Origin of the sequence: Streptomyces sp. RPA4-2 (assembly GCF_012273515.2) — a bacterium.
Lineage (GTDB): Bacteria > Actinomycetota > Actinomycetes > Streptomycetales > Streptomycetaceae > Streptomyces > Streptomyces kaempferi.
Window position 1 is genome coordinate 3,860,918 of record NZ_CP050975.2, and the last position, 19,608, is coordinate 3,880,525.

Below are 19,608 nucleotides of genomic sequence, written 5' to 3' on the forward strand. Positions count from 1 at the left end.
CTCCTCGCCCTGCCGTGCGCCCCGCGCCCGCCCCGTGCCCGCCCCGTCGGTTACCCGCTTTTTCCGCACCCGTGAGTCTGCCCACAGGCACGACAGGGAGCCGCTGGTTAGCATGGCCGGGTTGAAATAACCGAACGACGACCGACCGATGACCGAACGACGGGGGCTGGCGACACCATGGGCAGTGCTTCTTCGGGGCTTCATACGAGGCCTCGCGGCGCGGTTCGCCGCCGTTTCGACCAGCTCCTGCGCGAAGTCGCCAAATTCGGCGCGGTCGGCGGCGCGGGCCTGCTCGTCAACCTGGTGACCTTCAACCTGGTCCGGCACGCCACCGGACTGCAGGTCGTCCGGGCCAGCGTCATCGCCACGGTCGTCGCCATCGTCTTCAACTACGTCGGGTTCCGCTACTTCACCTACCGGGACCGCGACCGCGGCGGCCGTACCCGGGAGATGACCCTCTTCGTGCTGTTCAGCGCGGTGGGACTGGTCATCGAGAACGGTGTGCTGTACGTGGCGACGTACGGCTTCGGCTGCGACAGCCCGCTGCAGAGCAACGTCTTCAAGTTCGTCGGCATCGGCATCGCGACCCTGTTCCGCTTCTGGTCGTACCGCACGTGGGTGTTCCGCACGCTGCCGGCCGAGGAGCCCGCGACCGGGACGGAGCCCGGAGCGGAGCTGCGCACGCGGGCCGTCCTCGACGCGTCGGAGGCGCAGACCGGCGCCGAGCGAGCGCCTGCCAGGGCCCGGGCCAACTAGCGACCCGGGCCAGCCAGGGCGGGTTGCGAACCTTCCGCCACGCCGGGGCCCCGCTACCGGACCGTCGGCTCCTCCTCGTCCACCAGTGGCGGCCTCTTCAGCGGCGTACGCGACAGGAACAGGCCGAACACCGGCGGCTGCGCCTGCAGCATCTCCAGACGGCCCCCGTCGGCCTCCGCGAGGTCGCGGGCGACCGCGAGACCGATACCGGTGGAGTTGCGGCCGCTGATCGTGCGCTCGAAGATGCGGGCGCCCAGGTCGGTGGGGACCCCGGGGCCCTCGTCCGTGACCTCGACGACGGCCTGGTTGCCGGTGACCCGGGTCCGCAGGGCGACGGTGCCGCCGCCGTGCATGAGCGAGTTCTCGATGAGCGCGGCCAGCACCTGGGCGACCGCGCCCGGCGTGCCGACCGCCCGCAGGTGCCGCTTGCCCGAGCTGACGATGGCGCGGCCCGCGCTGCGGTAGGCGGGGCGCCACTCCTCCAGCTGCTGCTTGATGACCTCGTCGAGGTCGAAGGAGACGGCGGAGCCCGTACGGGGGTCGCGGGCGTTGGTCAGCAGGCGCTCCACGACGTCCGTGAGCCGCTCGACCTGGGTGAGCGCGATCGTCGCCTCCTCCTTCACGATGTCCGGGTCATCCGTGAGGGTGATTTCCTCCAGCCGCATGGAGAGGGCCGTGAGGGGCGTACGGAGCTGGTGGGAGGCGTCGGCGGCCAGGCGGCGCTCGGCGGTCAGCATGCGGGCGATGCGTTCCGCGCTGCTGTCCAGGACGTCCGCGACACGGTCCAGCTCCGGGACGCTGTAGCGCTTGTGGCGGGGGCGGGGGTCGCCGGAGCCGAGCCGCTCGGCGGTCTCCGCGAGGTCGGTGAGCGGGGAGGCCAGGCGGTTGGCCTGGCGTACGGCGAGCAGGACGGCGGCGATGATCGCGAGCAGGGCGACCGCCGCGATGATCAGGAGTGTGCGGCCGACCTCGCGGGTCACGGCCGAGCGGGGCTCCTGGACGACGACGGTCTCGCCCTCCTCGCCCTTGGCCGTGGAGTGGATGACGTCGCCGCTGGGCTGGATCCCGACCTCGATGGGGGGCCGGCCGGGGACCCGGATCACGGCGTAGCGGTCCTCCGCGACCTGGTTCCTGAGGATCTCCGCGTTGATGTGTTCCTCGCCGAGGATGCGGCTGTCCACGATGCTGGTGAGGCGCAGGGCCTCGGAGTCCACGCGTTCCTGGGCGCTGTTGCTGATGGTGCGGGTCTCGACGATCACGAGGGAGACGCCGAAGACGGCGATCACCACGAGGACGACGGCGAGGGTGGACTGGATGAGGCGGCGACGCACGGGGCCCTCCGGGCGGGTGGCTGTACGGGGATCAGTGTGCACTGTCGCGGTGGCCGACGGGCTCTCTTCGCCCCCGCCGCCCCTACCCGACCCGTCCCGGGGCTCCGCCCCGGACCCCGCCAGGGGCTGCCGCCCCCTGGACCCCCGCCATCGCCCGAAGGGCTCGTCCTCAAACGCCGGACGAGCTGGAGATGCGGGCCCCGGCTTACACCATCAGCCCGTCCGGCGTTTGAGGACAAGGCCCTTCAGGCCGACCGGGGGTCTGGGGGCGGAGCCCCCAGGGGACGGGGAGCGCGCGTCAGCTCTTCTCGAAGCGGAAACCGACACCCCGTACCGTCGCGATGTACCGGGGGTTCGCCGCATCGTCACCGAGCTTCTTGCGCAGCCAGGAGATGTGCATGTCGAGGGTCTTGGTGGACGACCACCACGTGGTGTCCCAGACCTCGCGCATGAGCTGGTCCCGGGTGACGACCCGCCCCGCGTCCCGGACCAGCACCCTCAGCAGGTCGAACTCCTTGGCCGTGAGCTGGAGTTCCTCGTCACCCATCCAGGCCCGGTGCGACTCGACGTCGATCCGCACCCCGTGCGTGGCGGGCGGCTGCTGCGGCTCGGCGGCGCCACGCCGGAGGAGCGCCCGGACGCGGGCGAGCAGTTCGGCGAGACGGAACGGCTTGGTCACGTAGTCGTCGGCGCCCGCGTCGAGGCCGACGACGGTGTCCACCTCGTCGGCGCGCGCGGTCAGGATGAGGATGGGGACGGTGTGGCCTTCGGCACGGAGTCGGCGGGCCACTTCCAGGCCGTCCATTCCGGGCAGCCCCAGGTCCAGGACGACCAGGTCGACGCCGCCCTGCATCCCGGCGTCGAGCGCGGTGGGTCCGTCCTCGCGCACTTCGACCTCGTAACCCTCCCGGCGCAGGGCACGGGCCAGCGGCTCCGAGATGGACGCGTCGTCCTCGGCGAGCAGTACACGGGTCATGGGGTGATGGTAGTCCGCCTCGGACAGCACCTGTGGTGTGATCGGCAACCGGGATTCTTACCTACGACCCGCCGGAGAGCCGCCTTCGGCTGTGGGACGCGATCTTGGGTAAGGCCTTCGAATGTCCTTCCGTGATTCCATTATTACCTGTGATCCATCTCTCAAGTCCTTCCATATGCGGCATTGACATGTCGTATGGTGACCAGACGCCTGTAGCACCGCACTGAGACCTTTGGCGCGTTACGTGACGCTGAGGGTCTCTTTTGTGTGCGGGCTGGTGTTTCACCAGCCTCGAAAGGAATGACCTGTGGCCGGGCCCGAGCGCATCGACGCGTGACGGGCGTGGATCCCGGTGGTCGCCGTGCACCGCTTCGCGAACCGGAGCGGACTCCCCGTGGGCGTGGGGTGGACGGGTCGGACCTCGCCGGTGCCGGCCGCCCCCCACCGGGCGCGCCCCGCTCCTGCAGCGCGTCCCGACCAGCAAGGAACGACCATGGCGTCCAGCCTGACGAAGGACTCGGTCACACCGGGCACCCCCGGTTCCGAGAAGACCTTCTTCGGCCACCCCCGCGGACTGGCCACCCTCTTCATGACCGAGATGTGGGAGCGTTTCTCCTACTACGGCATGAAGGCTCTGCTCCCGCTGTACCTGGTGGCACCGGGCGGCCTGCACATGAGCGCGGCCACCGCGACCGCGATCTACTCCGTGTACCTGTCCCTGGTGTACCTCCTCGCCCTGCCGGGCGGCTGGTTCGCCGACCGTGTCCTCGGCCCCCGCAAGACGGTCGCCGTCGCGGGCCTGATCATCATGCTGGGCCACCTCACGCTCGCCCTGCCCACCTCCGGCACCTTCTTCGCGGGCCTCGGCCTCGTGGCCATCGGTTCCGGTCTGCTCAAGGCCAACATCTCGACGATGGTCGGCCACCTCTACAAGGGCCCGGACGACCCGCGCCGCGACGGTGGCTTCACGCTCTTCTACATCGGCATCAACCTGGGCGCCTTCATCGCGCCGCTGGTCATCGGTACCGTCGGCGAGAACGTGAACTGGCACCTGGGCTTCGCGATCGCCGCGCTCGGCATGGCCCTGGGTCTGGCCCAGTACCTGCTCGGCGGCCGTCACCTGAGCCCCCGCTCGCAGGAGGTCCCCACGCCTCTGTCGGCCGAGGAGAAGGCCGCGACGCTGCGCAAGTCCGCGTTCTGGGCGGCCGTCGCCGTCGTCTTCTACGCGATCGTCGGCTTCTCGGGTCACTACACGCTGAACTGGCTGCTGGTCCCGATCACGCTCGCCGGTCTGATCATCCCCGTCCTGGTCATCGGCCGTATCAAGCGGGACAAGGACCTGGACCGCGCCGACCAGTCGAAGATGTCCGCGTACATCTGGTTCTTCGTCGCCGCGGCCGTCTTCTGGATGATCTACGACCAGGGCGGCTCGACCATGTCGATCTTCGCCGAGTCGTCCGCCAAGAACACGATCTTCGGCTGGAACTTCCCGGTCTCCTGGTACCAGTCCGTCAACCCGGTCATGATCATGGCGCTCGCCCCGGTCTTCGCCTGGGCGTGGCTGGCGCTGAACAAGCGCGGCAAGGAGCCGAGCACGGCCACGAAGTTCGCCTCCGGCCTGATCCTGGTCGGTGCGTCGTTCTTCCTCTTCCTGGCCCCGCTGACGATCGCCGAGGGCGGTCACAAGGCGGCGGCGATGTGGCTGGTGGCGATCTACTTCGTGCAGACCGTCGGCGAGCTGACGCTCTCTCCGGTGGGTCTGTCGGTCACGACGAAGATGGCTCCCGCGAAGTACGCCTCCCAGATGATGGGTGTCTGGTTCCTGGCGGTCACCGCCGGTGACGCCACGACCGGCATCCTCTCCATCGCCGAGGTCGACCTCAACAAGACGGGCATCGTCGCCCTGGAGGCCACGCTCGCCGTGATCGCCGGCGTCGCGGTCTGGATGTACCGCAAGCGGGTCAAGGAACTGATGGGCGACGTCAACTGACGCACCCGCGCCGGGGGCTTCCCCGGGCCGACGCCCGGCACCCGGAGGGCCACCGCACCACATCGGCGCGGTGGCCCTCCGGCGTTCCCGCGCCGGAGCGCGGGGACGGTTCAGTGCGGGTGGCGGCGGGGCAGGAACGTGAAGACCGCTCCGCCCAGCAGGATCACCGTTCCGGCGACCAGCCCCAGCGCCCTGAGCGCGCCGTGGCTGTCGGAGCCCGTCTCCGCGAGGCCGCCGGATGTCGACGACCCGGACGACGTGCCACCGGACGTGGAGGAGGACCCTCCTCCGCCCGACGCCCCGCCCTCCTGCCGTGTGGTGTCCAGGGTCAGGGAGACCTGTGACGTCGCCGGGGTGCAGGTGGTCGTGGTGCCGAGGGCCGTCACCGTCAGCACACCGGGCGCCAGGGTGGACTCACCGCTCGCGCCGGGCTTGTACGTGCCCGTGAGGTCGGGGACCTCGATCGGATCCCCGGACTTGATCGGCTGGGCGTTGGCCGGCCCTTCGACATGGACCGTGCCCTTGTCCGCACCGCCCAGGACCACCTCCATCGACGGCTTGACCGAGTTCGCCGGGATGTCGGCGGGACTGTCCATCACGGACTTCTTGAACCGGACGGTGAGGTCGAAACTCTCACCGTTCTTCCGTGCGTCGATCTGCACGGGAGAGGTGGCGTTCTTGTCCCCGATCGGCGTCTTGCACGCGTAGGCGACGGAGACCTCCTTGCCGGTGAAGTCCGTCTGTCCCCCGCTGTCGCTCGGGCTCGCCGACGCCGATCCGGAGGGCTGCGTCGACGCCGTGCCGGAGGGAGTGGTCGAGGGCGTCGTCGTCGATGTCGGAGTCGGAGACGGGGACGGGGACGGTGACGTCGAGGAACCTGTCACCTCGATCGTCGCCGCCGGCTTCACCGTCTCGGTCGGGGCGCACTTCGTGTCCGTCGAGAAGGCGTTGATGCTGTACGCGTCCGGGGTCAGCGTGACCGTGCCGGGCGCCGTCAGCTTGAGGGTGCCCTTCATGTCGGAGAGCACCATGGCCCCGCCCTTGGGTATGGCCGGGTTCTCACGGGGTCCCTGCATCGCGAGGTCCGCGGTCTGCGCACCGGCCGCCTTGAGGGTGCCGCTGGGCTGGACCGAGTCGGCCGGGAGGTCGATGAGGTCGGGGTTCTTCGACGCGGCCCGCGTGAACTTCCAGACCACCTCGACCTCGTCGCCCACGCTCGCCGTCGCGGGCGCGGTGATCTGCACCTCGGTGGTGCCCTCGACGGGGTCCAGGCCGGAGGCCGCGGGCGGCACGCACCGGGTCGCGTAGGACACCCCGGCGGCCTGTGCGGGGCCCGCCGCGACGCCCACCAGAAGGCCCGCGCCGACGAACATCAGCGCGAACCCGGTCGCGCTCGCTCTCCGGCCGCCCCCAGGGACTGTTCTCCGCCCGTCCGAGGGGGCGCCTCTCCGCCCTCCCGCCGACGCAACTCTCCATCGCGTACTCACGTGTTCCCCTTCGTCGTCGGACTGTTCTCTTGCGGTGCGGAGAGCTGACCGTTCGCGGTGCCACCGGGATCGTTGTCCGGCGTGAACCACGGCAGGACCGGGGTCGTGGCGGTCTTCGGCACGCGGTTCCCCGCCGCGGCGGACTTCGCCGTCCCGGGCGCGGCGGGTGCGGACGGCGGGGCGGTCGAACCGCCCGGCCTCGGCAGCCGGTGAGTGATGCCGGCCAGCCGCGGGCCCCGGCGCCGGCCCGCACGGCGCGCCAGCCGGCGCGGCCGCACCCGGTCCACCACGGCCATCCCGATCCGGAACACCGCCGCCGGGACGACCACGCACAGCAGGATCCAGAAGAGCGTCACGCCCCAGGGGCGGCCGACGCCCCACGGCTGTTCGGCGAGGACCTTCCCGTCGTACCTCAACGAGACCGTGTAGTCGCCGTGCGCCCCGGCCGCGAGCTCCACCGGGAGGGTGATCCGCGCCTTCCTGCCGGGCGCGACCGTGCCGCGCCACTGCTGTTCCTCCCACTGTGGCGCGAACACCCCGTGCGAGGTGCCGACCTGGAAGACGGGGTCCTTGACGGAGGCGGTGCCGACGTTGCCGACGGTGAAGACGAGGTCCCGGGCGGGCGGCGCGCCGAACCAGGTCAGCACTCCGCCGGAGCCGTCCAGCCGGGTGTCGGTGAGCACCGCCAGGCGTCCGCCGCCCGACTCCTTCGGCAGTGGTTCGACGGGGTGCCCGGCGACCATGAAGACGGTGTCGGCAGCCGCCCGTCCGCCCGTGACCGTGGCGACGTGCACGACGCACGGGCACGGCTTGGGCGGCTCGGTGACCGGCAGTTTCTTCTCGAAGTTCCCCTTCGCGTCGGTGGTGACGGCCCGGCCGCCCGCGTTGGCACAGGAGTTGGTGCCGCCGATCACCCCACGGGACGGCACGGACTGCCCGCAGATCAGCATCATCAGCAGCGTCCTCGGCCGCCATCCGCTGCCGGTCACGGTGACCGAACCACCCGTCCCCGCCTCGGCGGTGGACAGTTCCACCGCCGGTCCCCCCGCCGCGGACGCGACGGACGCGACGGACGCGACGGACACCGCGGCCGTCCCGACCACGGGGACCAGGAGCAGCGCGACCGTCACCGCCCGCACGGCCGCCGTCCGCACCGCCACGCGCGCCCTGCCACCGACGAAGCTCACGACACCGCTCCCGTCCACTCCGCGTCCGTAGGCGCCACTTCTGTACGCGCCACTTCTGTACGCGCTGCGTCCGTACGCGCCGCTTCCGTACGCGCCGGTGCGCACGCCCCGTCGTCCGTCGTACGGCGCCCGCGCCGCCGTACGACGAGCAGCGCGGTGAGCGCGGCGAGACCGCACCCGACGCCCGCAAGCCCGCCCCAGGGCACGAACCGCACCGGTGTGGAGGCGGTGGCGCGCGCCCCTCCCGCCGCCGTCACCGTGAGCCGCACGTCGACCGCGTCCAGCGTCGGCGGGTCGTGCCACGGTTCGGTGAGCGTCACGCGGCGGCCCGGCGGGAGCTCGACCGGAAGGGCCCTCGGGGGTCGGTCGAGGACCCTGCCGAGGACACCGTCGGCGCGTACCGCGAGCTTCGGGGCGAGCACGGTGTTGCCGCGGTTGACGAGCTCGTACGAGATGCGTCCGCCGTGGAGGGTGACGTGCTCGACCGTGAGCGCCGACAGCGTCGGCCCGCCGACCCGCAGCCGTACCCGTACCGCCGAGGAGCGGCCGCCGGAGCTCGCGACGATCGCCCCCGGGTGGTCGCCGGGCGTCGCGCCCGGCGGAACGCTCACGCTGAACGGCACGTCGGCGCGGGTGCGCGCGGGCACCCGGACGGACACCGCGCCGGCCGGCGCCCGGTGTCCCTCCCGCTCCTCGGCGAAGGCGATCCAGGCGCCCGTGTCCGTAGGCCTCCCGGTGGTACGGACGGTGAGGCCGCCGCGCGCGGTGCTGTCGGCGTCCGCGCCGCGCAGCCGGACCGTCAGCGGCCTCGCGCCCGGGTTGAGCACGGACACGGTGTCCTGGAGGACCGTGCCGGGCGTCCCCTCCGCGTAGACGTACGGCCGCCCGGTGCCCGTGCCCGCGGACGGCACGACGGACCAGTCGTCCTCCCCCGCGGCGGCCGGAGGTGCGGCCAGCGACAGCAGCACGCCGACGGCACAGCACAGAACACGGGCGTACGGCATCGGCGGCTCCTGGTCGTCGTACGGGTCAACGCCTCAGCGGCGTGCCGCCTGCTGCCTGCGCGTCAGCCACAGCGCGCCCGCGGCGCCCGCGAGCAGCACCGTGCCGCCGAGCGTGCCGAGGGCCAGCGCCGAGTCGGCGGGACCGGTCTGCGGGAGCTGCCCGCCGGAGCCGGTCTGGGAACCCGACCCGCCCGACCCACTCGACCCGCCGGACCCGCTCGATCCGCCCGAACCGGTCCCGCCGCCCGCGGCCGTGACGTCGAGGGTCAGCGAGGGCCCCGGGTTGTTGGTGGGCGTGCAGGTGGTGGTCGTGCCGAGCGCCTTGATGGTCAGGACGCCCGCCGTGAAGGTGACCTTGCCGCTCTTGGACGGGGTGTACGTCCCGCTCAGGTCGCTGATCTTGATGGGGGTGTTGGCGGGGATCGCGGCCGCGTTGGCCGGGCCGCTCACCGCGACCGTGCCGCTGTCCGCGCCGCCCACCTTGATGACCGCGCTCGGGCTCATCGCTCCCTTGCCCAGCTCGACCGGGCTGGAGGAGACGCCCTTCTGCCAGGACATGGTGAGCTTGTAGGCGCTGCCGCTCCTGACGCTCTTGATGTCGATGGGCGAGACGGCGCTCTTGTCGCCGATCGGCGTCTTGCACTGGTAGTTGACGTCCACCACGGCGGCCTGGGCGGCGGGGGCGGCCGTCAGCACCGCCGAGCCGGCCAGGGCCGCGGCGAGCGCGAGCGCGGCGGTTCGTTTCTGGTACGTCCGGTTCGGCACGGCCTGCCCCTCACTCCTGACAGATTTCTGACGGAACATCAGATCGGCCGTCAAGGTACGCCCGGGGCCTTGTGGAGGGAAGACAAAGCGCGCGCCGGATCTGAGGAGATCCAGCGCGCGTGCGGCACGTACGAAGAAGCGTTGTGACCGCGGGTAATTCCTGGTGGGTGTCAGGCGGGTGCCCCGAGTTCCGCCCATACGGTCTTGCCGGCGACGCCCGGGGTGCGGACGACTCCCCAGTCCAGGCACAGCCGCTGCACGATGAACATGCCGTGGCCGCCGGGCCGTCCGGCGCGGTGCGGGGTGCGCGGTGCGGGCTGGCCGGTGCCCCGGTCGGAGACCTCGACGCGCAGCACCTTGTTGTCGCAGCTGATCCGGAGTTCCTCCGGACCCTCGGCGTGCAGACAGGCGTTGGTGACCAGCTCGGAGACGACCAGCAGGACGTCCTCGGCGGCGGCTCGCCGGTCGGCGCCCTCGGCGGGCAGCCAGCCCCACGCGTGCAGCGCCTGACGGGCGAAGTCGCGGGCGAGCGGCACGACACCGCTCTCACCCTCGAAACTCAGTCTGCGGGCCGACCGGACGGCGGACGGAACGCCCACGTCGCCCGCGGACACCGTCACGGACACGCCGTCGGCGGTCGGGGCCACCGGGCGCCCGGACACGCTCACGCCGTCTCCCGACACCCCGGAAGCGCCGCCTTCGCCCGACTCCGGGCCGCGGTCGCCCGGCGAGTAAGGCCGGGTGGTGCTCATCAGCGCTTCACCTCACCGATTCACCAGTATCACGATTCAAGACTCAGTACTCACCATGTGGTACGCACACCAGGGGCTTCCGCACTCAGGACATCAGGGCACTTCCGCGTCCAGGACGCTCGGGACGGATATCTGCAGCGTTTCTCTCCGACGTTCCCACCGATTCTCGCCGACAGGGTCAGGATGTCTCCTGCCCGACTGTCGCGCGGGAACACCCCCCTGCCCGACCGGGAATGTGTGACGGACGTGACGCGGCGGCCGTCCGGGGGGACCTGGACGCGGCAGAGCGGCGCCCGAACGCCCCGGCTAGTCGGCCAGCGCCGCATCGAGCGACTCGTGAACGGTGAAGACGGCGTCCGCCCCGGTGATCTCGAAGACCCGGGCCACCACCGGCAGCATCCCCGCCAGATGGACCCCGCCGCCCGCGGCCTCGGCCTTGAGCCGGGCGCCGAGCAGCACGTTGAGCCCGGTGGAGTCGCAGAACTCCAGCCGTGAGCAGTCCACGACGAGCCGGGAATATCCCTTTTCGAGGCAGGCCTCGAGTGGCTCACGCAACAATTCGGCCGTGTGGTGATCCAACTCACCCGCGGGAGTCACGACGGCGCTAGAGCCCTCTTCCCGCACCTCGACAAGAAGCCGGCCCGACTGTGCGCTGCCGACCGTCCCGCGGTCCATGCCGTCTCTCTCCCGAGCGTCGTGAGTCCTGGTTACACACTCGAACACTACGCCTTCCCCACGATCTCCGACACCCGAACAACCCCCCGAAAACGGACATTTAGCAATGAAAGGCACTTGCGAGGGATACGCGAAAGCGGGTAGGGCTAGTAGAGACAGCTATTCGACACGGCCGGCTACGGAGGCGCCGCACACCGCAGTGCACGTATTGGCATCGGCGGCCATATGCCGAGAACGATGGAGGACACCATGTCACCCCGGCTCGACGCATCGCAGACCCAGAGGGCGACGTCGGCACCCTCTCCGGAGCACCCGGACCACGCTCCCGCCGACCACGGCGCGGACCTCGCGGGCCTGGAAGGACTTCCGGAGATCCCCCCGTACGACGAGGTGGGGGCGGTGGACGCACGAGCCCTGTCCAAGACGCTCTTCGAGCGCCTGGAGTCCCTCGAAGAGGGCACCCACGACTACTCGTACGTCCGCAACACGCTCGTCGAACTCAACCTCGCGCTGGTGAAGTTCGCCGCCTCCCGCTTCCGCTCCCGCAGCGAGCCGATGGAGGACATCATCCAGGTCGGCACGATCGGCCTGATCAAGGCGATCGACCGCTTCGAGCTGAGCCGCGGCGTGGAATTCCCCACCTTCGCCATGCCGACCATCATCGGCGAGATCAAGCGCTTCTTCCGCGACACCTCCTGGTCCGTGCGCGTGCCGCGCCGGCTGCAGGAACTCCGGCTCGACCTGGCCAAGGCCGGCGACGAACTCGCCCAGCGCCTCGACCGGTCACCCACCGTCGGCGAGTTGGCCGAACGCCTGGGCATCACCAACGACGAGGTCGTCGAGGGCATGGCCGCCTCGAACGCCTACACGGCCAGCTCGCTGGACGCCCAGCCCGAGGAGGACGACTCCGAGGGCGCGCTCGCGGACCGCATCGGCTACGAGGACCACGGGCTCGAAGGCATCGAGTACGTGGAGTCCCTCAAGCCCCTGATCGCCGGTCTCCCGCCGCGCGACCGGCAGATCCTGTCGCTGCGCTTCGTCGCCAACATGACCCAGTCCGAGATCGGCGACGAACTCGGCATCTCGCAGATGCACGTGTCGCGGCTGCTGTCGCGCACGCTGGTGCGGCTCCGCAGGGGCCTCACGGTCGAGGAGTGACGGAGCCTCACCCCCACAAACGGTCCCGGAACTCCCCCACGCACTCCTGGTACCCCCACAAACGGTCCCGGAACTCCCCCACGCACTCCTGGTACCCCCACAAGCGGTCCCGGAACTCCCCCGCGTGGTCCCGGTGGAAAGCGGTCCGGCCCTGACGGCGCCGGACCGCTTCTTTCTGCTTCTTTCTGCTTCTTTCCGGTTCATCCGGTTCATCCGGTTCATTCCGCGCAGTTCCTTTCCCCCGGCGGAAGTTACCCGGGGAAACACCCTCTTCACTCTTTCCCCGGCGGGTCACCCCTGCCACTGTGGGCACCCCCAAACTGGCCAGTACGTCAGGACGGGGCGAGCGACCGCACGGGGGACGAGGAGGCGGAGGGATGGCTCAGGGCGATCCGGCCGGCAAGGGCGACGGGACCGGGGCCGAGGGCGGCGGGGCCCACGCGCGCACGCCCGACGCGCGTCTGACCGAACTGCTGCGCGCCGCCACCCCGACCGCGTACCCGGCGCTGCAGGAACTCCGCGGCCGCCACCGCGCGTCGGTCCTCGCCTACGCCCGCCTGTGCACCACCAGCGAGTCCGTGGCACGCCAGCTCGCGGCGCAGGCCTTCACCCTCGCGGCCCGCGAGACGGCCCGCGGCAGCGACCCCGGCGTCCCGTGGCGGCACCAACTCCTCCTGCTGACCGCGCGGGTGGCCGTGTCCTGGGCCGCCGACGAGCGGGCCGCCGGCCTCGACGCCGGACTGCTCCTGGTCCTGAACACGGCCGGCCCCGAGGGCCCCGTCCCGCGGATGCTCCCGGCGTTCCAGTCCCTCCCGTCCCGCGCCCAGGGCCTGGTCTGGTACGGGCTGGTGGAGCGGGAGCCCGAGGAGCGGACGGCGGTGCTGCTCGGGCTCACCCGTGAGGACGTGACGTACGGCACGGAGCAGGCGCTCCAGACGCTGGGCCAGGCCTGTCTGAAGGCCCGGCTTGCCGCCTCCGACGACCCCTCCTGCGGGGACTTCCGGCGGCTGATCGAGGAATCGCTGCGGCCCGGCAACCCGCGCTTCAGTTCCGACCTGGACGCCCACATGGCGCACTGCGCGCACTGCACGACGGCGTACGAGGAACTGTCCGCCCTGCGCGACCACCCGCGCACCACCCTGGCCGAGGGCCTGCTGCCCTGGGCCGGCACGGCGTACACCACGACCGGCACCCACGAGCCGGCGCCCAGTGGCCGGGCGTCGTCCGGGCCGCCCTGGCCGCCGTCCCGCCGCCTGGTGCTGGCGTCGGCGGCCCTCGGGGTCGCCCTGGCTCCGCTGCTGCTCCTCCTGCTGACGTCCGGTGGCTCACCGGCCCCGGACCCGGCGGGCGCGGTCGGCACACCCGCGAGCCCGCCGTCGGTGACGGTCACGGCGACGGTCCCGGCGGCCCCGTCCCCCTCCCCGTCCCCGTCCGGCCCGTCGGCCTCGGCGACCACCGCCTCCGCCTCCCCGACCGCGCCCGCGTCCCCGTCGAGGTCCGCGCGTCCGAAGCCGTACCCCACGCCCACCCCGGCCGCTCCGCCGGGGAGCCGCGTACGCCCAGGTGGTGAACGCCGCCTCGGGCCTGTGCCTGGACATCCGCGACGGCGACCTGGAGAAGGGCACGGATGTCGTCACGGCCCCCTGCGACTCCTCGTCCACGCAGCGCTGGCGCGTCGACGCCTCCCGCGGCGTCCTCCAGTCGTACGCCGACAGTGACTTCTGTCTGGACAGCCGTGGCTCCGTCGACAACGGCGTCGGCATCTGGGAGTGCTCCTCGGCCGAGGGCCGGCACGCCCAGAACCTGCGGTTCACCGTGGGCGACGACGGCGTGATCCGCCCGGCCGTCGCCATCGAGACCGGGCTCACCCCGGACGGCGGCGACGGCCTGGCGCTGCTCCCGCTGAACGGGAGCGGGGAGCAGCGGTGGCGGGCGGGGGCGTCCTGACCGGACCGGGCCCCGGAACGGTCAGGACCGGGCCCGGGGAGATCAGACCTCGCGTACGCCGCCCCGCCAGACGCCGGTGACCAGTGGCACGCCGGGCCGGTAGGCGAGGTGCACGTGGCTGGGCGCGTCCAGGAGGGTCAGGTCCGCGCGGGCGCCGACGGTGAGGCGGCCGATGTCCTCGCGCCGCAGGGCCGCGGCGCCGCCCGCCGTGGCCGACCACACCGCCTCGTCCGGCGTCATCCCCATGTCCCGCACCGCGAGCGCGATGCAGAACGGGACGGACGAGGTGAAGGAGGAGCCCGGGTTGCAGTCGGTGGAGAGGGCGACGGTGACGCCCGCGTCCAGCAGGCGGCGGGCGTCCGGCCACTGGGCGCGGGTGGAGAACTCGGCGCCGGGCAGCAGCGTCGCCACGGTGTTTCCGCTCGCGAGCGCCGCCACGTCGGCGTCGGTCAGGTGCGTGCAGTGGTCGGCGCTCGCCGCGTCGAGTTCGACGGCGAGCTGGACGCCGGGGCCGTAGGTGAGCTGGTTGGCGTGGACGCGCGGGTGCAGGCCCTTCGCCATTCCCGCGGTGAGGATGGCGCGGGCCTGGTCGCCGTCGAAGGCGCCCTTCTCGCAGAAGACGTCGATCCAACGGGCGTGCGGGGCACAGGCGTCGAGCATCTCGCCGGTCACCAGGGCCACGTACGCGGCCGGGTCGTCGGCGTGCTCGGGGGCGACGATGTGCGCGCCGAGGTAGGTGACCTCGTCGGTGTGGCGGGCCGCGATCCGCAGGGCACGGGCCTCGTCCTCGACGGTGAGTCCGTAGCCCGACTTCGTCTCGAAGGTCGTGGTGCCCTGGCGCAGGGCCTCGCCGAGGTAGTGCGTGAGGTTCCGCTCCAGGTCCTCGTCGCTCGCGGCGCGGGTCGCGGCGACGGTGGTGCGGATGCCGCCCGCCGTGTAGCCGCGGCCGGACATCCGGGCGTTGAACTCCTCGGTGCGGTCGCCGGCGAAGACGAGGTGCGAGTGCGAGTCCACGAAGCCGGGGACGACGGCCCGGCCCCCGGCGTCGACCCGGTTGTCGGTGGCGGGTGCTTTCCTTGATTCACCGGTCCACACGACGCGGTCGCCGTCGATGACGACGGCCGCGTCATGGATCGGACCGAGGGGTCCGTCACCGAGGGAGGGATCGTTGGTGACCAGCGTGGCGATGTTGGTGATGACGGTGCTCATGGCGTCCTTGTCGGTGGTGAGCCTGTGGACGGGTGTCAGGCGCGCAGCGCTTCGACGGCGTCCGCGAGGGCCTTCGGCACATCCGGTACGAGGGTGTGCGCGCCGTCGCGTACGACGGGCCGGCCCGCCACGACCGTGTGGCGTACGTCGGCGGCCGTCGCGGCGAACACGGCCGACTCCGCGCCGAGTCGCGGCAGCGTGCCCGCCGTTCTGACCGAGTCGAGCGCGATCGTCGTGAAGTCGGCGCGCGCGCCGACTTCAAGGGTGCCCGCGTCGTCCCAGCCCAGGGCCGCGTGACCGTCCGCGGAGGCGGCGCGCAGCAGGGCGGCGGCCGTCCAGTGGCCGCGGGTGCGGGTGCGCAGGCGTTCGTTCAGCTCCATCGCGCGGGCCTCTTCGAGGAGGTCGATGACGGCGTGGCTGTCGGAGCCGAGGGAGAGGGGCGAGCCCGCGCGCTGCAGGGCGGCGGCGGGGCCGATGCCGTCGGCGAGGTCGCGTTCGGTGGTGGGGCACATGCAGGTGCCGGTCGAGGAGCCGCCGAGCAGGGCGATGTCCTCGTCGGTGAGGTGCGTGTTGTGGACGCCCGTGGTGCGCGGGCCGAGCACGCCGTGGTCGGCGAGCAGCCGGGTGGGGGTGCAGCCGTGGTGCCGCAGACAGGCGTCGTTCTCCGCGGTCTGCTCGGACAGGTGCACGTGGAGCGGGGCGCGGCGTTCCTCGGCCCAGCGCGCCACGGTCGCCAGCTGTCCGGCGGGCACGGCCCGTACGGAGTGGACGGCCGCGCCGATCCGTGCGTGGTCACGGTCCTTGAGGAGGGAGGAGCGTTCCGCCCAGGCGTCCGCGCTGCCGTCGGAGAAGCGCAGCTGGTGGCGGTTGGGCGGCTGGCCGAAGCCCGAGGAGACGTACGCCGTGTCGAGCAGCGTGATCCTGATCCCGGCCTCCCGCGCGGCCTCGATCAGTGCCTCGCCCATCGCGTTCGGGTCGGCGTAGGGGGTGCCGCCCGGGGCGTGGTGCAGGTAGTGGAACTCGCCGACGGCCGTGACGCCCGCGAGCGCCATCTCGGCGTACACCGCGCGGGCGAGCGCGTGGTAGGTCTCCGGGGTCAGCCGGTCCGCGACGGAGTACATGGTCTCGCGCCAGGTCCAGAAGGTGCCGGAGCCCACCTGGACGGTGCCGCGCAGGGCTCGGTGGAAGGCGTGCGAGTGGGCGTCGGCGAGTCCGGGGAGGGTGAGTCCGCGCAGGATCTCGGCGCCCGGGGGCGGGGTGCGGACGCCCGCGCGCAGGGCGGTGATGCGGCCGTCCGCGCCGGCGGCGGAGCCGCTGCCCGACACGGTCAGGGCGACGCCCGGCTCGACGTGGGTGTCGAGCCAGGCGTGTTCCAGCCAGTACGTCTGCGTCACCTGCAGGCCAGCCCTTCGAGTACGTCGGCGAGTGCGGTCACCCCGGCCACGCAGTCGTCCTCGGCGGCGTACTCGGCCGGGGAGTGCGAGACACCCGTGGGGTTGCGTACGAACAGCATGGCGGTCGGGACGGTCCCGGAGAGGATTCCGGCGTCGTGTCCGGCACCCGTCCCCAGCACGGGGACGGTGAGGTCCGCCGTGGTGGTGAGGATGCGGGCGAGCTCGTCGCGCAGGGCGTGCTCGAACTCGACGACGGGGGTGAACGACTCGCGCACGACGTCGAGTTCGACGCCCTGGGCCTGCGCGTACTCCCGGGCCGCCTTCTCGATGCCGGTGACGACGGTGTCGAGGGTCGGCTGGTCGGCGGCGCGGGAGTCCAGCCAGCCGCGCACCAGCGACGGGATGGCGTTCACGCCGTTCGGCTCGACGGAGATCTTGCCGAAGGTGGCGACGGCGCCCGTGATCAGGGCCTCGCGCCGGGCGGCGAGCACGGTCTCGGCGTACGGGAGCATCGGGTCGCGGCGGTCCACGAGCCGGGTGGTGCCGGCGTGGTTGGCCTCGCCCCGGAAGTCGAAGCGCCAGCGGCCGTGCGGCCAGATGGCGCTGGCGATGCCGACCCGGTCGCCGGACAGGTCGAGGGCCCGGCCCTGCTCGACGTGGAGTTCGACGAAGGCGCCGATACGGGAGAGGCGTTCAGGGTCCGGTCCGATGGTGTCGGGGTCGTACCCGGCCCGCTCCATGGCCTGCGGGAGCGTGACGCCGTCGGCGTCCGTGAGCCGGTGTGCCTGCTCGACGGTGAGCTGCCCGGCGGCCAGCCGGGAGCCGACGCACGCGAGTCCGAACCGGGCGCCCTCCTCGTCCCCGAAGTTGACGACGGCGAGCGGCCTGGTGAACCGGGCCTGCCTGCCGCGCAGTTCGTCGAGGGCGGCGAAGGACGACACGACGCCGAGCGGCCCGTCGAAGGCACCGCCGTCGGGCACGGAGTCCAGATGGGATCCGGTGACCACGGCGTCGCCCTCGGCGGGGTCGCCGAGCCAGGCCCACTGGTTCCCGTTGCGGTCCAGCTCGTAGCGCAGCCCGCGGGACTCGGCCTGCGTGCGGAACCACGCCCGGCAGTCGGCGTCGGCCCCGGTCCAGGCGAACCGGCGGTATCCGCCGCTGTCCGCGTGGCGCCCGATGGGCCGAAGGTCCCGCCACATGGTGTGGAAGGAGGCCGGCCGGGAGCCGCCCGGTACGGCCGGGGCGGCCGGGGGCACGGTCCCCGGGCCGCCGTCGTGCTGGGTCACGCGGACTCGCCTTCCCGCATCGGGACGCGCACGCCGCGCTCGGCGGCAACGGACTCGGCGATGTCGTAGCCGGCGTCCACGTGGCGGATGACGCCCATGCCGGGGTCGTTGGTCAGGACGCGGCGGATCTTCTCACCGGCCAGCGCGGTGCCGTCGGCGACGGTGACCTGGCCGGCGTGGATGGAGCGGCCCATGCCGACGCCGCCGCCGTGGTGGATGGAGACCCAGGAGGCGCCCGAGGCGACGTTCACCATGGCGTTGAGCAGCGGCCAGTCGGCGATCGCGTCGGAGCCGTCGAGCATGGCCTCGGTCTCGCGGTACGGGGAGGCGACGGAACCGCAGTCGAGGTGGTCGCGGCCGATGGCGAGGGGCGCGGCGAGCTCACCGGAGGCCACCATGTCGTTGAACCGCTCGCCCGCCTTGTCGCGCTCGCCGTAGCCGAGCCAGCAGATGCGGGCGGGCAGGCCCTGGAAGTGGACGCGCTCGCCGGCCAGCTTGATCCAGCGGTGCAGGGACTCGTTCTCCGGGAAGAGGTCGAGGATCGCCTTGTCCGTCTTGTGGATGTCGGAGGCCTCGCCGGACAGGGCCGCCCAGCGGAAGGGGCCCTTGCCCTCGGAGAAGAGCGGGCGGATGTAGGCGGGGACGAAGCCGGGGAAGGCGAACGCCCGCTCGTAGCCCGCGAGTTGTGCCTCGCCGCGGATCGAGTTGCCGTAGTCGAAGACCTCGGCGCCGGCGTCCATGAAGCCGACCATGGCCTCGACGTGGCGGGCCATCGACTCGCGGGCGCGGGTGGTGAAGCCCGCCGGGTCCTTGGCCGCGTACGAGGCCATGTCGTCGAAGTCCACGCCGACGGGGAGGTAGGCGAGCGGGTCGTGGGCCGAGGTCTGGTCGGTCACGATGTCGATGGGGGCGCCCTCGGCGAGCATGCGGGGCAGCAGGTCGGCGGCGTTGCCCAGGAGGCCGATCGAGAGCGGCCTGCGCTGGTCGCGGGCCTCGACGGCGAGCTGGAGGGCGTGCTCCAGGGAGTCGGCCCGCACGTCCAGGTAGCGGTGCTCGATGCGGCGCTCGATGGCGCGCGGGTCGACGTCGATGCAGATCGCGACGCCGTCGTTCATCGTCACGGCGAGGGGCTGGGCGCCGCCCATGCCCCCGAGACCGGCGGTCAGGGTGATGGTGCCGGCGAGCGTGCCGCCGAACTTCTTGGCGGCGACGGCGGAGAAGGTCTCGTAGGTGCCCTGGAGGATGCCCTGGGTGCCGATGTAGATCCAGGAGCCGGCCGTCATCTGGCCGTACATGGTGAGGCCGAGCGCCTCCAGGCGCCGGAACTCCTCCCAGTTGGCCCAGTCGCCGACCAGGTTGGAGTTGGCGATGAGGACGCGCGGGGCCCACTCGTGGGTCTGCATGACGCCGACGGGGCGGCCGGACTGGACGAGCATCGTCTCGTCCTGCTTCAGGGTCCGCAGGGTGCGCACCATGGCGTCGAAGGAGCGCCAGTCGCGGGCGGCCTTGCCGGTGCCGCCGTAGACGACGAGCTTGTCGGGGTGCTCGGCGACCTCGGGGTCGAGGTTGTTCTGCAGCATCCGCAGCGCGGCTTCCTGCTGCCATCCCAGGGCACTCAGTTCCGTACCGCGCGGCGCTCGGACGGGGCGGGGTCCTGACATGGTCTGCCTCCTGTGCGGAACTGTTCCGGC

The 19,608-nt window shown here is 72.2% G+C and carries 15 protein-coding genes and 1 pseudogene; 4 read left to right on the forward strand and 12 right to left on the reverse strand.

Annotated elements, in window-relative coordinates; all coding sequences use genetic code 11:
* Nucleotides 1-177 precede the first annotated feature (177 nt).
* Nucleotides 178-756 carry a GtrA family protein gene (locus HEP85_RS16725; RefSeq protein WP_168528457.1) on the forward strand — a complete coding sequence of 193 codons (579 nt, stop codon included), beginning with the start codon at nucleotides 178-180 and terminating at the stop codon, nucleotides 754-756.
* Nucleotides 757-809: 53 nt separating this feature from the next.
* Here HEP85_RS16725 and HEP85_RS16730 read toward each other — a convergent pair whose 3' ends face one another.
* On the reverse strand, nucleotides 810-2,087 hold the full coding sequence (locus tag HEP85_RS16730; RefSeq protein ID WP_168528458.1) for an ATP-binding protein: 1,278 nt from the start codon (nucleotides 2,085-2,087) through the stop codon (nucleotides 810-812).
* A 298-nt stretch (nucleotides 2,088-2,385) separates the two neighbouring features.
* On the reverse strand, nucleotides 2,386-3,063 hold the full coding sequence (locus HEP85_RS16735; protein WP_018566970.1) for a response regulator transcription factor: 678 nt from the start codon (nucleotides 3,061-3,063) through the stop codon (nucleotides 2,386-2,388).
* Nucleotides 3,064-3,556: 493 nt separating this feature from the next.
* On the opposite strand from HEP85_RS16735, the gene HEP85_RS16740 reads away from it, so the two are divergent.
* Nucleotides 3,557-5,053, forward strand: a complete 1,497-nt coding sequence (locus HEP85_RS16740; RefSeq protein ID WP_168528459.1) for an oligopeptide:H+ symporter — start codon at nucleotides 3,557-3,559, stop codon at nucleotides 5,051-5,053.
* Nucleotides 5,054-5,163: 110 nt separating this feature from the next.
* Here HEP85_RS16740 and HEP85_RS16745 read toward each other — a convergent pair whose 3' ends face one another.
* The 6 genes from HEP85_RS16745 to HEP85_RS16770 all read right to left on the reverse strand — a co-directional run bounded on the left by HEP85_RS16745 (nucleotide 5,164) and on the right by HEP85_RS16770 (nucleotide 10,923).
* Nucleotides 5,164-6,426: a hypothetical protein gene (locus tag HEP85_RS16745; RefSeq protein ID WP_168528460.1), complete on the reverse strand. Its 1,263-nt coding sequence runs from the start codon at nucleotides 6,424-6,426 to the stop codon at nucleotides 5,164-5,166.
* A gap of 110 nt (nucleotides 6,427-6,536) precedes the next feature.
* The gene (locus HEP85_RS16750) at nucleotides 6,537-7,658 is read right to left on the reverse strand and encodes a hypothetical protein (RefSeq protein ID WP_369658123.1); all 1,122 of its coding nucleotides are present in this window, start codon (nucleotides 7,656-7,658) and stop codon (nucleotides 6,537-6,539) included.
* A 65-nt stretch (nucleotides 7,659-7,723) separates the two neighbouring features.
* On the reverse strand, nucleotides 7,724-8,731 hold the full coding sequence (locus HEP85_RS16755; RefSeq protein ID WP_369657741.1) for a hypothetical protein: 1,008 nt from the start codon (nucleotides 8,729-8,731) through the stop codon (nucleotides 7,724-7,726).
* A gap of 33 nt (nucleotides 8,732-8,764) precedes the next feature.
* On the reverse strand, nucleotides 8,765-9,496 hold the full coding sequence (locus tag HEP85_RS16760) for an LPXTG cell wall anchor domain-containing protein (RefSeq protein ID WP_248001958.1): 732 nt from the start codon (nucleotides 9,494-9,496) through the stop codon (nucleotides 8,765-8,767).
* A gap of 170 nt (nucleotides 9,497-9,666) precedes the next feature.
* Complete coding sequence (locus HEP85_RS16765; protein WP_168528462.1) at nucleotides 9,667-10,248, reverse strand: ATP-binding protein; 582 nt, start codon at nucleotides 10,246-10,248, stop codon at nucleotides 9,667-9,669.
* 306 nt (nucleotides 10,249-10,554) lie between these two features.
* Nucleotides 10,555-10,923, reverse strand: coding sequence for an STAS domain-containing protein (locus HEP85_RS16770; protein ID WP_168528463.1), 369 nt, complete (start codon nucleotides 10,921-10,923; stop codon nucleotides 10,555-10,557).
* A gap of 249 nt (nucleotides 10,924-11,172) precedes the next feature.
* Between HEP85_RS16770 and HEP85_RS16775 the strand changes: the two genes are divergently transcribed.
* Both HEP85_RS16775 and HEP85_RS16780 read left to right on the forward strand, forming a co-directional pair.
* Nucleotides 11,173-12,081: an RNA polymerase sigma factor SigF gene (locus HEP85_RS16775; protein ID WP_168533698.1), complete on the forward strand. Its 909-nt coding sequence runs from the start codon at nucleotides 11,173-11,175 to the stop codon at nucleotides 12,079-12,081.
* A gap of 377 nt (nucleotides 12,082-12,458) precedes the next feature.
* Nucleotides 12,459-14,028: pseudogene (locus HEP85_RS16780) on the forward strand (ricin-type beta-trefoil lectin domain protein).
* 42 nt (nucleotides 14,029-14,070) lie between these two features.
* On the opposite strand, the gene hutI reads toward HEP85_RS16780, so the two are convergent.
* The 4 genes from hutI to hutU all read right to left on the reverse strand — a co-directional run bounded on the left by hutI (nucleotide 14,071) and on the right by hutU (nucleotide 19,578).
* A complete protein-coding gene (gene hutI, locus HEP85_RS16785) occupies nucleotides 14,071-15,237 on the reverse strand; it encodes an imidazolonepropionase (protein WP_168528464.1) in 1,167 nt (388 codons plus the stop codon).
* 35 nt (nucleotides 15,238-15,272) lie between these two features.
* Nucleotides 15,273-16,637, reverse strand: a complete 1,365-nt coding sequence (locus HEP85_RS16790) for a formimidoylglutamate deiminase (protein ID WP_168533704.1) — start codon at nucleotides 16,635-16,637, stop codon at nucleotides 15,273-15,275.
* A complete protein-coding gene (locus HEP85_RS16795; RefSeq protein ID WP_168533702.1) occupies nucleotides 16,628-17,830 on the reverse strand; it encodes an allantoate amidohydrolase in 1,203 nt (400 codons plus the stop codon). Before HEP85_RS16795 ends, HEP85_RS16790 begins: the two co-directional genes overlap by 10 nt.
* 83 nt (nucleotides 17,831-17,913) lie before the next feature.
* Nucleotides 17,914-19,578, reverse strand: a complete 1,665-nt coding sequence (hutU, locus tag HEP85_RS16800; RefSeq protein ID WP_168528465.1) for a urocanate hydratase — start codon at nucleotides 19,576-19,578, stop codon at nucleotides 17,914-17,916.
* Nucleotides 19,579-19,608: the final 30 nt, after the last annotated feature.

Excerpts from the sequence above, each read along its gene's own strand:
- HEP85_RS16725 (WP_168528457.1), top strand. The coding sequence starts at position 178 with ATGGGCAGTGCTTCTTCGGGGCTTCATACGAGGCCTCGCGGCGCGGTT.
- HEP85_RS16735 (WP_018566970.1), bottom strand. The coding sequence starts at position 3,063 with ATGACCCGTGTACTGCTCGCCGAGGACGACGCGTCCATCTCGGAGCCG.
- HEP85_RS16740 (WP_168528459.1), top strand. The coding sequence starts at position 3,557 with ATGGCGTCCAGCCTGACGAAGGACTCGGTCACACCGGGCACCCCCGGT.
- HEP85_RS16745 (WP_168528460.1), bottom strand. The coding sequence starts at position 6,426 with ATGTTCGTCGGCGCGGGCCTTCTGGTGGGCGTCGCGGCGGGCCCCGCA.
- HEP85_RS16755 (WP_369657741.1), bottom strand. The coding sequence starts at position 8,731 with ATGCCGTACGCCCGTGTTCTGTGCTGTGCCGTCGGCGTGCTGCTGTCG.
- HEP85_RS16765 (WP_168528462.1), bottom strand. The coding sequence starts at position 10,248 with ATGAGCACCACCCGGCCTTACTCGCCGGGCGACCGCGGCCCGGAGTCG.
- HEP85_RS16770 (WP_168528463.1), bottom strand. The coding sequence starts at position 10,923 with ATGGACCGCGGGACGGTCGGCAGCGCACAGTCGGGCCGGCTTCTTGTC.
- HEP85_RS16775 (WP_168533698.1), top strand. The coding sequence starts at position 11,173 with ATGTCACCCCGGCTCGACGCATCGCAGACCCAGAGGGCGACGTCGGCA.
- hutI (WP_168528464.1), bottom strand. The coding sequence starts at position 15,237 with ATGAGCACCGTCATCACCAACATCGCCACGCTGGTCACCAACGATCCC.
- HEP85_RS16795 (WP_168533702.1), bottom strand. The coding sequence starts at position 17,830 with ATGTGGCGGGACCTTCGGCCCATCGGGCGCCACGCGGACAGCGGCGGA.
- hutU (WP_168528465.1), bottom strand. The coding sequence starts at position 19,578 with ATGTCAGGACCCCGCCCCGTCCGAGCGCCGCGCGGTACGGAACTGAGT.